The sequence below is a fragment of the Streptomyces sp. NPDC029122 genome, assembly GCF_055569445.1.
In genome coordinates this window covers 153,018-166,946 of sequence record NZ_JBVHWK010000015.1, presented here as the reverse complement: position 1 = coordinate 166,946, position 13,929 = coordinate 153,018, and the positions used below count along the sequence as shown (strand labels likewise).

Below are 13,929 nucleotides of genomic sequence, written 5' to 3'. Positions count from 1 at the left end.
ATCCGGGCGGGTCTGGAGAAGCTCGGCGGGCGTGCGGTGATCAACTCGGTGAACTATGAGGACGGTGACGGGCCGGAGTCGCGGTTCGCGAAGGTAACCCGGCTGGCGCGGGAGCATGGTGCGGCGTTGATCGCGCTGACCATCGACGAGGAGGGCCAGGCCCGCACGGTCGAGCACAAGGTCGCGATCGCCGAACGCCTGATCACCGATCTCACCACCCATTGGGGGATCCGGGAGTCGGACATCCTCATCGACACGTTGACGTTCACGATCTGCACCGGTCAGGAGGAGTCCCGCAAGGACGGGATCGCGACGATCGAGTCGATCCGTGAGCTCAAGCGCCGCCACCCGGACGTCCAGACCACCCTGGGTCTGTCGAACATCTCCTTCGGTCTGAACCCGGCCGCCCGTGTGCTGCTGAACTCGGTGTTCCTGGACGAGTGCGTCAAGGCCGGCCTGGACTCGGCGATCGTGCACGCGAGCAAGATCTTGCCGATCGCCCGGTTCGACGAGGAGCAGGTCACCACCGCCCTGGATCTGATCTACGACCGGCGTGCGGAGGGCTACGACCCGCTGCAGAAGCTGATGGCCCTGTTCGAGGGAGTCAACACCAAGTCCCTGAAGGCCGGCCGCGCCGAGGAACTCCTCGCGCTGCCCCTGGACGAGCGCCTGCGGCGCCGGATCATCGACGGCGAGAAGAACGGCCTGGAAGCCGACCTGGACGAGGCGCTTCGGACGCGTCCGGCGCTGGACATCGTCAACGACACCCTGCTGGAGGGGATGAAGGTCGTCGGCGAGCTGTTCGGCTCCGGTCAGATGCAGCTGCCGTTCGTCCTCCAGTCCGCGGAGGTGATGAAGACGGCGGTCGCCTATCTGGAGCCGCACATGGAGAAGACCGACGACGAGGGCAAGGGCACGATCGTGCTGGCCACCGTCCGCGGTGACGTCCATGACATCGGCAAGAACCTCGTCGACATCATCTTGACCAACAACGGCTACAACGTCGTCAACATCGGGATCAAGCAGCCCGTCTCCGCGATCCTGGAGGCCGCGCAGGAACACAAGGCCGATGTGATCGGCATGTCGGGCCTCCTCGTGAAATCCACCGTGATCATGAAGGAGAACCTGGAGGAACTCAACCAGCGCAAGCTCGCCGCCGACTATCCCGTCATCCTCGGCGGCGCCGCCCTGACCCGCGCCTACGTCGAACAGGACCTCCACGAAATCTACGAAGGCGAAGTCCGCTACGCCCGCGACGCCTTCGAAGGCCTGCGCCTGATGGACGCCCTCATCGCCGTCAAACGCGGCGTTCCCGGCGCGACCCTGCCCGAGCTCAAGCAGCGCCGCGTCGCCAAGCGGGACACCCCCGCACTCCAGGTGGAGGAGCCGGAGGAGGCCGGCGGCCGCTCCGACGTGGCCGTCGACAACCCCGTCCCCACCCCGCCCTTCTGGGGGACCCGCGTCATCAAGGGCATCCCGCTCAAGGACTACGCCTCCTGGCTGGACGAGGGCGCCCTGTTCAAGGGCCAGTGGGGCCTCAAGCAGGCCCGCGCCGGCGGGGCCACCTACGAGGAACTGGTCGAGAGCGAGGGCCGCCCGCGCCTGCGCGGCCTGCTGGAGAAGCTGCACACCGAGAACCTGCTCGAGGCGGCCGTGGTCTACGGCTACTTCCCCTGCGTCTCCAAGGGCGACGACCTGATCATCCTCGACGAGCAGGGCAACGAGCGGACCCGCTTCACCTTCCCGCGCCAGCGCCGCGGCCGCCGCCTGTGCCTCGCCGACTTCTTCCGCCCCGAGGAATCCGGCGAGACCGACGTGGTCGGCCTCCAGGTCGTCACCGTCGGCTCGAGGATCGGCGAGGCCACCGCCAAGCTCTTCGAGTCCGACTCCTACCGCGAGTACCTCGAGCTGCACGGCCTGTCCGTCCAGCTCGCCGAGGCCCTGGCCGAGTACTGGCACGCCCGCGTGCGCGCCGAGCTCGGCTTCGGCGGCGAGGACCCCGAGAAGGTCGAGGACATGTTCGACCTCAAGTACCGGGGAGCGCGCTTCTCCCTCGGCTACGGCGCCTGCCCCGACCTGGAGGACCGCGCGAAGATCGCCGACCTCCTCCAGCCGGAGCGGATCGGCGTCCACCTCTCGGAGGAGTTCCAGCTGCACCCCGAGCAGTCCACCGACGCCCTGGTGATTCACCACCCCGAAGCGAAGTATTTCAACGCACGCTGACACAGACCGGCGTACACTGGTCGGTCCCGTACAGGCCGGTCACCTGTTCCCGAGGGAGACGCTCCCGCGGCTCGAGGTGGCCGGCCTCGTCGTCCCCAGAGAGGCGTACGCATGACCAGCACCGTTCCCGCACCCGTCACCCGCACGGCCGACGGGCACGCTCTGCAGGCGGTGCTGCTGGACATGGACGGCACCCTCGTCGACACCGAGGGGTTCTGGTGGGAGGTCGAGGAACAGATCTTCCACGAGCTGGGCCACCGCCTGGAGGCGTCCTGGCGGGACGTGGTCGTCGGCGGCCCCATGAGCCGCAGCGCCTCCTTCCTCATCGAGAGGACGGGAGCCGCCATCGGCCTCGCCGAGCTGAGCGTCCTGCTCAACGAGCGGTTCGAGGCCCGCATCGCCGACCGGGTCCCCCTGATGCCCGGCGCCGAACGCCTCCTGAGCGAGCTGGCACGGCACAACGTCCCCACCGCCCTGGTCTCCGCCTCGCACCGCCGCGTCATCGACCAGGTGCTGCTCACCCTCGGCCGCGACCGCTTCACGCTGACGGTCGCCGGGGACGAGGTCCCCCGTACCAAGCCCCACCCGGACCCGTACCTGATCGCCGCCGGCAGCCTCGGCGCGCACCCCTCGCGCTGCGCCGTGATCGAGGACACCGCCACCGGGATCGCCGCGGCCGAGGCCGCCGGCTGCCGGGTGGTGGCCGTCCCGTCCGTCGGCGGCATCGAGCCCGCCCCCGGCCGCACCATCGTGCGTTCGCTGGAGGACGTGAACCTGCCGTTCCTGCGCTCGCTCATCACTCCGATGAACTGAGTCCGCACGCTCCGTGCCGAACGGAACGAGGGTGGCGCCCAGGTCCGACGAGAGGATCTTCCGCCCCTAACCCCGGAGGCCGAAATTCCACCCCTTCCGCCAGAGATCTGTCGGGTGAGCTTGGTCACCCGGGACGCCCCTGCCGAGCCCCGCCACCGGCTCCAGGGGCTTCCTTTGTGTCCGGATTGATCATCTCCTGACCGCATCTGCGAGGACTCCGGCATGAGCGGTAAGTCCGCACCCATCACCGTGCGATTACACCCCAACTCCTGCCAGTTCCAGCCATCCCGCCCCAGCCCACTAATGTCAACGCGGGCACTCCGCACGCACCCTTGCCGTACCGGACGCACACCCCTGCGCCGCTACCGCGTGGACCGATCGTCAAACACCGGCCCGATCGTTCCGCCCCGAACGGGCGACCGCCGCGAAGTGCCCTCTACGCCGCTTTGAACAAGTGCCGGGTGAGGGAGTACTTCCAGCATGAACCGCAAGACCATGGTGCTGACGGCCGCGATCGGCCTGCTCACCCCCGCGCTGTCCGCATGCGGCAGCGCGAGCGGCGGAGGAGCAGCGTCCGGAGCGATCGTCGTCGGTACCACCGACCGGTTCGAGGCAGCCGACTACGCCCCCGCCCCCGTCGACCCCGCCTACGCCTACGACGCCGGCGCCTGGAACATCCTGCGCCAGACCGTCCAGACGCTGGTGCGCACCCCCCGCGGCGGCGGCCAGCCCGTCCCCGAAGCCGCCTCCGACTGCCGCTTCACCGACACCGGCAACGAGAGCTACCGCTGCACCCTGCGGCCCGGCCTGAAGTTCGCCAGCGGCGACCCGCTCACCGCCAAGGACGTCAAGTTCTCCATCGACCGCGTCCTCGCGATCAAGGACGAGAACGGCCCCTCCTCCCTGCTCTCCACCCTCGACACCGTCGAGGCCAAGGGCACCGACACCGTCGTCTTCCACCTGAAGACCGCCGACGCGACCTTCCCGTACAAGCTCGCCACGCCGGCCGCCGGCATCATCAGCGAGAAGAACTACGAGGCCAAGAAGCTCCGCCCCGGCTTCGCCGTCGACGGCTCCGGCCCCTACACGATGAAGGCCGAGGTCAAGGACAACCGCCTCGTCCGCGCCGTCTTCACCAAGAACCCCCACTACAAGGGCGACATCAAGCTCCACAACGACAAGGTCGAACTGCGCACCTTCGCCGACTCCGCCACCATGGGCAAGGCACTCACCGACGGAAAGATCCACGTGGTCTCCCGCACCCTGTCGCCCGCCCAGATCACCGAGTTCGCGAAGACGCCCCCCAAGGGCGTCAAGCTCACCCCGATGCCCGGCCTCGAGATCCGCTACATCGGCTTCAACACCGACGCCCCGACCGTCAACAACAAGGCCGTGCGCCAGGCCCTCGCCGCCGCCGTCGACCGCAACAACCTGATCTCCAAGGTCTACGGGAAGTCCGCGCAGCCCCTGTACTCGCTCGTCCCCACCGCCGTGCCCGGCCACGTCAACTCGTTCTTCAACAAGTACGGCGAGGCCAACACCGCCAAGGCCGCCGAGCTCCTCAAGACCGCCGGGGTCAAGACCCCCGTCAAGCTGACCCTGAACTACACCACGGACCACTACGGCGACGGCACCGCCGCCGAGTTCGAGGCCCTCAAGACCCAGCTGAACTCCACCCAGCTCTTCGACATCACCGTCCAGGGCAACGAGTGGGGCACCTTCCGCCCCGCCCAGAAGAAGGGCGACTACGCCGCCTACGGGCTCGGCTGGTTCCCCGACTACCCGGACCCCGACAACTTCCTCGCCCCGTTCCTGGAGCAGGACAACTTCCTGGGCACGCCGTACGCCAACACCGCGGTGCGCACCAGGCTCATCCCCGAGTCCCGCCGCGCGGCCGACCGCAACGTCGCCGTGCCCGCGATCACGGAGATGCAGGACATCGTCGCCGACGACGTACCCGTCCTGCCCCTGTGGCAGGGCAAGCAGTACGTCGCCGCACGCGACGGGATCACCGGAGTGGAATGGTCGGTCAACGCCATCTCCGACCTCCAGCTGTGGGAACTCGGCCGGGGTGTCAGCGGCTGAGACCGGAACAACCGGCGGCGCACGTCGCAGGCCGGCGCAACGACCAGACAAGACTGTGAAGGACATTCGCGTGAAGACACGTAACCAGTGGTTGGCAGCCCCGCTCGGCGCGGCCACTGCCGCAGCGCTGCTCAGCGGTTGCGGTTCGCAGGACGGCTCCGCCGCCGGCAACGGCAAGGGCGTGGTCATGGGCATATCCGACAAGGTGAAGTCCACCGACCCCGCGTCGGGCTACGACCCGGGCTCCTGGCTGCTCTTCAACAACGTCTTCCAGTCCCTGCTGACGTTCCCCAAGGGCGGCACCACCCCCGAGCCCGACGCCGCCCAGGCCTGCAACTTCGAGGGCGGTGACAGCAAGGTGTACAAGTGCACCCTGCGCAGCGGCCTGAAGTTCAGCAACGGCAACAGCCTGACCTCCAAGGACGTCAAGTTCTCCTTCGAGCGCACGCTGAAGATCAACGACGACAACGGCCCCGCCGTCATGCTCTCGTCGATCGCGAGCATCGACACCCCCGACGAGAAGACCGTCGTCTTCAAGCTGAAGTCGTCCGACGCGACCTTCCCCAGCAAGATCGCATCGGGTGCGGGCGCCATCGTCGACCACCGCGAATACCCGGCCGACAAGCTCCGCGGCGACCACAAGGCGATCGGCTCCGGCGTCTACAAGCTGGACGCCTTCAGCGACAAGAGCGCCAACTTCTCCGTCAACGACTCCTACAGCGGCAAGGCCAAGGCCAAGAACACCGGCGTCACCCTGAAGTTCTTCAACGGCGACCAGGCCGGCCTCAAGACCGTCCTCGACAGCGGCGACGTCGACTTCGCCTTCCGCGGCCTCGCCGCCAAGGACATCGCCGGCCTCGCCGCCACCAAGACCGGCGACAACAAGGTCGACGTCGTCCAGGGCACCGGCGCCGAAGTCCAGCACCTGGTCTTCAACGTCAACGACCCCGTCGTCGGCAAGCTCCCCGTCCGCAAGGCGATCGCCTACCTCATCGACCGCGAAGCGCTCGTCAAGGACGTGTACGCGGGCACCGCCGCCCCGCTCTACTCGATCGTCCCGGCCGGCATCGCCGGTCACACCACCCCCTTCTTCGACCGCTACGGCGGCACCCCCCAGGTGGAGAAGGCCAAGGCCGTCCTCAAGGCCGCCAACATCTCCGGCAAGATCAAGCTGACCCTGTGGTCCACCCCGGCCCGTTACGGCCCCTCCACCGACCACCAGTTCCAGGTCATCGCCAAGCAGCTCAACGAGAGCGGCCTCTTCGACGCCGACGTCAAGTCCGTCGAGTTCGAGCAGTACGAGAAGGACATCCAGGCCGGCAAGTACGGCATCTACGTCAAGGGCTGGGTCCCCGACTACCCCGACGCCGACAACTTCACCCAGCCGTTCTTCGGCCCGGACAACGTCCTGCACAACAACTACGACAACAAGGAGATCAGCGGGAACATCATCCCGGCGACCTCCACCAAGTCGGACCGCACCGCGGCCAACACCGACTACACCCGCCTCCAGGACATCGTCGCCGACGAGCTCCCGGTCCTCCCGCTCTGGCAGGGCAAGCAGTACGCCGTCGCCCGCCAGAACGTCACCGGCCTCCAGTGGTCCCTGGACGCCTCCACGGTCTTCCGCTTCTGGGAGATCAGCAAGGGCTGACCCGCCCCGGACACACCTCCGCCCCGGCACCCGAGAAGGGCACCGGGGCGGAGGCGTGTCCCGGCCCGCTACTGCGCGCCCGGACGGACCAGACCGCTCTCGTACGCGTACACCGCCGCCTGCACCCGGTCCCGCAGACCCAGCTTCGTCAGCACGTGCCCCACGTGCGTCTTCACCGTCGTCTCACTCACGAACAGATCCGCCGCGATCTCCGCGTTCGACAACCCCCGGGCCACCAGCTTCAGCACCTCCACCTCACGCTCGGTCAACGTCCCCAGCATGTCCGGCAGGCTCTCCTCACCCGACGGCAGATGACCCGCGTACTTGTCCAGCAGCCGCCGCGTGATGCTCGGCGCGAGCATCGCCTCCCCAGCGGCCACCACCCGGATCGCCTGCACCAGCTCCACCGCCGGAGCATCCTTCAGCAGGAACCCGCTCGCCCCCGCCCGCAACGCCTCCACCACGTACTCGTCCAGATCGAACGTGGTCAGCACCAGCACCTTCGCCGGCCCGTTCCGCTCCGGACCCGTGATCTGCCGCGTCGCCTCCACCCCGTCCATCCGCGGCATCCGGATGTCCATCAGCACCACGTCCGGCTGCAGCGCCCGCACCTGCTCCAGCGCCTGCAGGCCGTCCCCGGCCTCACCCACCACCACCAGATCCTGCTCCGCCTCCAGGATCATCCGGAAGCCGGTGCGCAGCAGTGGCTGGTCATCGACCAGCAGGACGCGGATCGCCACGGGGTACCTCGAATTCGTCGTCAACGGCGGACCCCGCCCATTCTGCCCTGACCGGCCGATCAGCCACCGGCCGGGCGATCCGCCCCACTCCGCGGAGAGATGACCAGCGGATACACCGGGGGAGTACCCCCGAACTCCGGACACACCGCCCGGTGATCACACCACCCGCACAGCTTCGTCGGCCGCGGCCGCCACTCACCCGTCTCCGTCGCCTCCCGGATCGCCTCCCACAACGCGTGCAGCTTCCGCTCCACCCGCTCCAGATCCGCCACCACCGGGTCGTACGTCAGCACGTCCCCACTGCCCAGGTACACCAGCTGCAACCGCCTCGGCACCACCTGCCGCAGCCGCCACACCACCAGCGCGTAGAACTTCATCTGGAACAACGCACCCTCCGCGTACTGCGGCCGCGGCGCCTTGCCCGTCTTGTAGTCGACGATCCGCACCTCACCCGTCGCCGCCACGTCCACCCGGTCGATGATCCCGCGCAGCCGCAGCCCCGACTCCAGCTCCGTCTCCACGAAGAACTCCCGCTCCACCGGCTCCAGCCGCGTCGGATCCTCCAACGTGAACCAGCGCTCCACCAGCGCCTCCGCCTCCGACAGCCAGCGCGCCAGCCCCGCCCCCTCGTCCCCCGCGGGGAACAGCTCCGCCAGCTCCGGCTTCGCCTCCAGCAACCGCTCCCACTGCCCCGGCACCAACGCCTTCGCCCTCGGCACCGTCCGCTCGTGCGCCGGATGATCGAAGAGCCGCTCCAGCACCGCGTGCACCAGCGTCCCCCGCGTCGCCGCCGCACTCGGCTTCTCCGGAAGCCGGTCGATCACCCGGAACCGGTACAGCAACGGGCACTGCATGAAGTCACCGGCCCGCGAAGGGGACAGCGAGGTCGGCCGGGAAGCACCCGAAGAATCATCCGCGGAACCGGCACCGGGGGTCGTCGTCATGCGTAAAACCCTACGACCCGGAACGGACAGCACGCGCATACCATCGACTACAGGCCCCTCGCCCTGCATGATCGGAGCATCACACCGCGCAACACCACACGCGCCACCGACGCGACACGGACCACACCGAAAGCACCGCACGAACGAAGGAAAACCGTGGCAGACACCGACGAAACCGGCGAGCGCAGGACCAAGCGCTCCGACCCGGGCGGCGGCATCCTCATGGGCCGCCCCTTCGGCGTGCCCGTCTACGTCTCGCCCAGCTGGTTCCTCGTCGCCGCGCTCATCACCTGGGTCTTCGGAGACCAGCTCGACCGGGTCCTGCCCCACCTCGGCCCCACCCGCTACCTCGTCTCCCTCTTCTTCGCCGTCGCCTTCTACGCCTCCGTCCTCGTCCACGAACTGGCACACACCATCGCCGCACTCCGCTTCAAACTCCCCGTGCGCCGCATCCAGCTCCAGTTCTTCGGCGGAGTCTCCGAGATCGAAAAAGAATCCGAGACCCCCGGCCGCGAATTCGTCCTCGCCTTCGTCGGCCCCCTCCTCTCCCTCGCCCTCGCCGGAGCCTTCTACCTCGGCATGAAGGCCGTCCACCCCGCCACCGTCCCCGGCGTACTCCTCGCCGGCCTCATGATCTCCAACCTCCTCGTCGCCGCCTTCAACCTCCTGCCCGGCCTCCCCCTCGACGGCGGCCGCATGCTCCGCGCCGTCATCTGGGGCATCACCGGCAAACCCATGACCGGCACCGTCGCCGCCGCCTGGGTCGGCCGCGCCCTCGCCGTCGCCGTCCTCATCGGACTGCCCCTCCTCACCCAGACCGGCACCCTCGGCGACCCCCACCGCGACATCGGCGGCATGGACACCGTCATGGACGCCCTCCTCGCCGCGATCCTCGCCGCCATCATCTGGACCGGCGCCGGCAACAGCCTGCGCATGGCACGCCTGCGCGAACACCTCCCCGACCTCCGCGCCCGCACCCTCACCCGCCGCGCCATCCCCGTCCAGACCGCCACCCCCCTCTCCGAAGCCCTCCGCCGCGCCAACGAAGCCGGAGCCCGCGCCCTCGTCGTCGTCGACGGCCAGGGCGACCCCACCGCCATCGTCCGCGAGAGCGCCATCGCCTCCGTCCCCGAACACCGGCGCCCCTGGGTCGCCGTCAGCACCCTCGCCCAGGACCTCACCGACGGCATGAAGGTTTCCGCCGAGCTCACCGGCGAAGCACTCCTCGACCACCTCCGCACCACCCCCGCCACCGAATACCTCGTCCTCGAACCCACCGGCGAGATCTACGGCGTCCTCTCCACCCTCGACGTCGAAAAGGCCTTCGTGAAGGCCATGGCACGGCCCCAGTCCTGAAGCCAATACACTGGTCACATGTCCGAACCGACCGGTGCCGCCCGCCGACGCGGGCCCTTCGAGGTCGGGGACCAGGTTCAGCTCACCGACCCCAAGGGCCGCCACTACACGTTCACGCTCGAAGCCGGGAAGAATTTCCACACCCACAAGGGTTCCTTCCCCCACGACGAGCTGATCGGTGCTCCCGAGGGCAGTGTTGTCCGTACCACGGGGAACGTCGCGTACCTCGCGCTGCGCCCCCTGCTCCCCGACTATGTCCTGTCCATGCCCCGCGGTGCCGCCGTGGTCTACCCCAAGGACGCGGGCCAGATCCTGGCCTTCGCCGACATCTTCCCCGGCGCCCGCGTCGTGGAAGCGGGAGTCGGCTCCGGCTCCCTCAGCAGCTTCCTGCTGCGCGCCATCGGCGACCAGGGCATGCTCCACAGCTACGAGCGCCGCGCGGACTTCGCCGAGATCGCCACGGCCAACGTCGAACGCTACTTCGGCGGCCCCCACCCCGCGTGGCAGCTCACCGTCGGAGACCTCCAGGACAACCTGTCCGACACCGACGTCGACCGCGTCATCCTCGACATGCTCGCCCCCTGGGAATGCCTCGAGGCCGTCTCCAAGGCCCTCGTACCCGGCGGCATCCTCTGCTGCTACGTGGCCACCACCACCCAGCTCTCGCGCACCGTCGAATCCATCCGCGAGTTCGGCTGCTACGCCGAACCGCAGCCCTGGGAATCGATGATCCGCAACTGGCACGTCGAAGGCCTCGCCGTCCGCCCCGACCACCGGATGATCGGCCACACCGGCTTCCTCGTCACCGCCCGCCGCCTCGCCGACGGCGTCGAGCCCCCCATGCGCCGCCGCCGCCCCTCCAAGGGCGCCTACGGCGAGGACTACGAAGGCCCCGGCAGCGACCGCTCCGCCTAGGCCGCCCCACCAACACGAAAGCGCTGTGGCGCAGTTCCCGGCACCGACCGGGAACTGCGCCACAGCGCCTCTTCGTTGTACGGACCCCCACGACACCACGCCCCGCCCGCGAGCAGCCGCCGCGAACCGGCGCGGACCCGGCCGTTCCACCCCCGTGTGAGGTATGGCACGATGCTGGCTCCCCGTCACCCTTCGCACAGGAGACACCCGGCGTGCTGCACAGCCCCACCGACCTGGCGCACCGTCGCACCAGGCCCGCCCACTGGCTCGCCACGGCCACCGCCCTCGCCGCCGTCATAGCCGGCGCCGGCCTCCTCCAGCCCGGCCGCGCCACCGGAGCCACCCCCACCGCAGGCCCCGGGAACGGCCCCCGGCCCACCGCCCCCGACGCGCACGCGGCCGCGTACCCCCTGGACTGCAAGGGCGCCCCGCACACCGTCACCGAAACCGCCCAGGGCGACCTCGACGGCGACGGCCGGCCCGAGACCGTGGCCGCCGTCCGCTGCGACGCCGGCTCCGGCACCCCGCCCCACGCGATCTACGTACTGGCCCAGGACCCCCGGCAGGGCTCCGCGCCCCGCGTCGTCGCCACCCTCCTCGACGCCGAACGACGCCGCACCGCCACCGGTCTCACCGTCCGCGACGGCTCGATCACCGCACGGCTCCTCGGCTACTCGTCACCCTCCGTACCCCGTTACAGCCCCGACCTCGACCAGCTCACCAAGTGGCGCTGGACCGGCGGGAAATTCCGCCAGGAGCTGACGGATCCGACCGCAGAACGCGTTTGAACCGTCACTCCGCGTCCGGGCCGTACACCTCCACACCATCCGAAACGCGCCTCACGTGGATGCAGTCGCCCGGACATTCCTTCGCCGAATCGACCACGTCCCGCAGCAGCACCAAAGGAACCGGAGTACTCGCCCCCACCTCCTGGAGCAGCTCGTCATCGGCGCTCTTCACGTACGCCAAACCGTCGATGTCCAGCTCGAACACCTCCGGGGCGTACTGCACGCAGATGCCGTCCCCGGTGCACAGGTCCTGGTCGATCCAGACCTCCAGCGGCTCCCCGGCCCCCTCGGAACCACCCGTCGGGGCCTCCTGCTGCACGGTCATATCTCCTGCCGTTTCCTGCTCTGAGTGATCCGCCCCGGCCGGAACTCGCGGCAAGTCGCACGACCCCGGACGGGTGTTGAACGCTTCGACCTTACAACCGGCTGCTTTCCGATGTTGAAGGGTGGGTATTTCCCTGGCGTGAGGGAGTACGCAAGGGTGAAGATCGGACACACCTCTACCGTCTTTGTGATCTAGGGGTTTCAATCACCACCAGCCCAGGTAGGGTCAGGAAGCGTCCAGCTCCCCTTGGAGGAGGTGAGGACCGTGGCAGCCCACGACGACGACATCAACCGCGGCATCCGGCCCGGGCGAGGGTCTGAGGACCCCGCTGGCCAGGTTGCCTATCTCGAGCAGGAAATCGCCGTCCTGCGACGCAAGCTCGCCGACTCTCCGCGGCACACGAGGATTCTCGAAGAGCGGATCGTCGAGCTCCAGACCAATCTGGCAGGCGTCTCCGCGCAGAACGAACGACTGGCCAATACCCTCCGTGAGGCCCGCGACCAGATCGTGGCCCTCAAGGAGGAAGTCGACCGGCTCGCCCAGCCGCCGGCCGGCTTCGGTGTCTTCCTCCAGGCGAACGAGGACGGCACCGTCGACATCTTCACCGGCGGGCGCAAGCTCCGCGTGAACGTGAGCCCCAGCGTCGACCCGGAAGACCTCCGGCGCGGCCAGGAGGTCATGCTCAACGAAGCGCTCAACGTGGTCGAGGCCATGGCATACGAGCGGGCCGGGGACATCGTCACCCTCAAGGAGATCCTCGAGGACGGCGAGCGCGCCCTGGTGGTCGGGCACACCGACGAGGAAAGGGTGGTGAGGCTCGCCGAGCCGCTCCTGGACATCACCATCCGCCCCGGCGACGCCCTCCTGCTCGAACCCCGCTCCGGCTACGTCTACGAGGTCGTCCCCAAGAGCGAGGTCGAGGACCTGGTCCTCGAAGAGGTTCCGGACATCGACTACGAGAAGATCGGCGGCCTGGGCGACCAGATCGAGCTGATCCGCGACGCCGTCGAGCTCCCCTACCTCTACCCCGACCTGTTCAAGGAACACGAACTGCGGCCCCCGAAGGGCATCCTGCTCTACGGCCCGCCCGGCTGCGGCAAGACGCTCATCGCCAAGGCCGTCGCCAACTCCCTTGCCAAGAAGGTCGCGGAAGTGACCGGACAGGCAGCCGGCAAGTCGTACTTCCTGAACATCAAGGGCCCCGAGCTCCTCAACAAGTACGTCGGCGAGACCGAACGGCACATCCGCCTCGTCTTCCAGCGCGCCCGGGAGAAGGCGAGCGAGGGCACCCCCGTCATCGTCTTCTTCGACGAGATGGAATCACTCTTCCGCACCCGCGGCTCCGGAGTCAGCTCGGACGTGGAGAACACCATCGTCCCCCAGCTGCTCGCCGAGATCGACGGCGTGGAAGGCCTGGAGAACGTCATCGTCATCGGCGCCTCCAACCGCGAGGACATGATCGACCCGGCCATCCTGCGGCCCGGACGACTCGACGTGAAGATCAAGATCGAGCGCCCGGACGCCGAGGCGGCGAAGGACATCTTCGCCAAGTACCTCAAGGCCTCCCTGCCGCTCCACACGGACGACCTCGGCGAACACTCGGGCTCGCCCGAAGCGGCCGTCCACAGCATGATCCAGACCGTCGTCGAGCAGATGTACGCCGAAACCGAGGAGAACCGCTTCCTCGAGGTCACGTACGCCAACGGCGACAAGGAAGTCCTCTACTTCAAGGACTTCAACTCCGGCGCCATGATCCAGAACATCGTGGACCGGGCCAAGAAGATGGCCATCAAGGCCTTCCTCGAGCACAACCAGAAGGGCCTCCGCGTCTCCCACCTCCTCCAGGCCTGCGTGGACGAGTTCAAGGAGAACGAGGACCTGCCCAACACCACCAACCCCGACGACTGGGCCCGCATCTCCGGAAAGAAGGGCGAACGGATCGTATTCATCCGCACGCTCGTCACCGGAAAGCAGGGCGCGGACACCGGACGCTCCATCGACACGGTGGCCAACACAGGTCAGTACCTCTGACGAAGCGAGGCGGCCGCGGGAGCCTCACCGGCACCCGCGGCCGACTGCTTTACAC

Annotated in this window: 11 protein-coding genes; 8 read left to right on the top strand and 3 right to left on the bottom strand. The window is 68.5% G+C overall.

From position 1 onward, the window contains the following. The 4 genes from ACZ4WZ_RS19405 to ACZ4WZ_RS19390 all read left to right on the top strand — a co-directional run. Nucleotides 1–2,223, top strand: a 2,223-nt coding sequence (locus tag ACZ4WZ_RS19405; RefSeq protein ID WP_467891828.1) for a methionine synthase, incomplete at its 5' end; no start/stop codon positions are given. A gap of 111 nt (nucleotides 2,224–2,334) precedes the next feature. After that, nucleotides 2,335–3,036 carry an HAD family hydrolase gene (locus ACZ4WZ_RS19400; RefSeq protein WP_467891826.1) on the top strand — a complete coding sequence of 234 codons (702 nt, stop codon included), beginning with the start codon at nucleotides 2,335–2,337 and terminating at the stop codon, nucleotides 3,034–3,036. A gap of 480 nt (nucleotides 3,037–3,516) precedes the next feature. Beyond that, complete coding sequence (locus ACZ4WZ_RS19395; protein ID WP_467891824.1) at nucleotides 3,517–5,121, top strand: ABC transporter substrate-binding protein; 1,605 nt, start codon at nucleotides 3,517–3,519, stop codon at nucleotides 5,119–5,121. Between the two features lie 70 nt (nucleotides 5,122–5,191). Next, nucleotides 5,192–6,775, top strand: a complete 1,584-nt coding sequence (locus tag ACZ4WZ_RS19390) for an ABC transporter substrate-binding protein (protein WP_467891821.1) — start codon at nucleotides 5,192–5,194, stop codon at nucleotides 6,773–6,775. Between the two features lie 68 nt (nucleotides 6,776–6,843). Here ACZ4WZ_RS19390 and ACZ4WZ_RS19385 read toward each other — a convergent pair whose 3' ends face one another. Both ACZ4WZ_RS19385 and ACZ4WZ_RS19380 read right to left on the bottom strand, forming a co-directional pair. Beyond that, nucleotides 6,844–7,515 carry a response regulator gene (locus ACZ4WZ_RS19385; protein WP_388945234.1) on the bottom strand — a complete coding sequence of 224 codons (672 nt, stop codon included), beginning with the start codon at nucleotides 7,513–7,515 and terminating at the stop codon, nucleotides 6,844–6,846. A gap of 59 nt (nucleotides 7,516–7,574) precedes the next feature. Continuing rightward, complete coding sequence (locus ACZ4WZ_RS19380) at nucleotides 7,575–8,459, bottom strand: RecB family exonuclease (RefSeq protein ID WP_467891818.1); 885 nt, start codon at nucleotides 8,457–8,459, stop codon at nucleotides 7,575–7,577. 222 nt (nucleotides 8,460–8,681) lie between these two features. Between ACZ4WZ_RS19380 and ACZ4WZ_RS19375 the strand changes: the two genes are divergently transcribed. From ACZ4WZ_RS19375 to ACZ4WZ_RS19365, 3 genes are all read left to right on the top strand, one after another. Next, the gene (locus ACZ4WZ_RS19375) at nucleotides 8,682–9,815 is read left to right on the top strand and encodes a site-2 protease family protein (protein WP_467891843.1); all 1,134 of its coding nucleotides are present in this window, start codon (nucleotides 8,682–8,684) and stop codon (nucleotides 9,813–9,815) included. Nucleotides 9,816–9,833: 18 nt separating this feature from the next. Next, a complete protein-coding gene (locus ACZ4WZ_RS19370) occupies nucleotides 9,834–10,730 on the top strand; it encodes a tRNA (adenine-N1)-methyltransferase (protein WP_007263187.1) in 897 nt (298 codons plus the stop codon). A gap of 212 nt (nucleotides 10,731–10,942) precedes the next feature. Next, a complete protein-coding gene (locus ACZ4WZ_RS19365) occupies nucleotides 10,943–11,518 on the top strand; it encodes a hypothetical protein (RefSeq protein WP_467891814.1) in 576 nt (191 codons plus the stop codon). 4 nt (nucleotides 11,519–11,522) lie between these two features. Here ACZ4WZ_RS19365 and ACZ4WZ_RS19360 read toward each other — a convergent pair whose 3' ends face one another. Next, nucleotides 11,523–11,843 carry a ferredoxin gene (locus ACZ4WZ_RS19360; RefSeq protein ID WP_388945240.1) on the bottom strand — a complete coding sequence of 107 codons (321 nt, stop codon included), beginning with the start codon at nucleotides 11,841–11,843 and terminating at the stop codon, nucleotides 11,523–11,525. Between the two features lie 264 nt (nucleotides 11,844–12,107). Here ACZ4WZ_RS19360 and arc point away from each other — a divergent pair, with 264 nt between their 5' ends. After that, nucleotides 12,108–13,874 (top strand): proteasome ATPase, encoded by a 1,767-nt coding sequence (gene arc / locus ACZ4WZ_RS19355; RefSeq protein ID WP_467891811.1) that lies wholly within the window; start codon nucleotides 12,108–12,110, stop codon nucleotides 13,872–13,874. Nucleotides 13,875–13,929: the final 55 nt, after the last annotated feature.

Excerpts from the sequence above, each read along its gene's own strand:
- ACZ4WZ_RS19400 (WP_467891826.1), top strand. The coding sequence starts at position 2,335 with ATGACCAGCACCGTTCCCGCACCCGTCACCCGCACGGCCGACGGGCAC.
- ACZ4WZ_RS19395 (WP_467891824.1), top strand. The coding sequence starts at position 3,517 with ATGAACCGCAAGACCATGGTGCTGACGGCCGCGATCGGCCTGCTCACC.
- ACZ4WZ_RS19380 (WP_467891818.1), bottom strand. The coding sequence starts at position 8,459 with ATGACGACGACCCCCGGTGCCGGTTCCGCGGATGATTCTTCGGGTGCT.
- ACZ4WZ_RS19375 (WP_467891843.1), top strand. The coding sequence starts at position 8,682 with ATGGGCCGCCCCTTCGGCGTGCCCGTCTACGTCTCGCCCAGCTGGTTC.
- ACZ4WZ_RS19370 (WP_007263187.1), top strand. The coding sequence starts at position 9,834 with ATGTCCGAACCGACCGGTGCCGCCCGCCGACGCGGGCCCTTCGAGGTC.
- ACZ4WZ_RS19360 (WP_388945240.1), bottom strand. The coding sequence starts at position 11,843 with ATGACCGTGCAGCAGGAGGCCCCGACGGGTGGTTCCGAGGGGGCCGGG.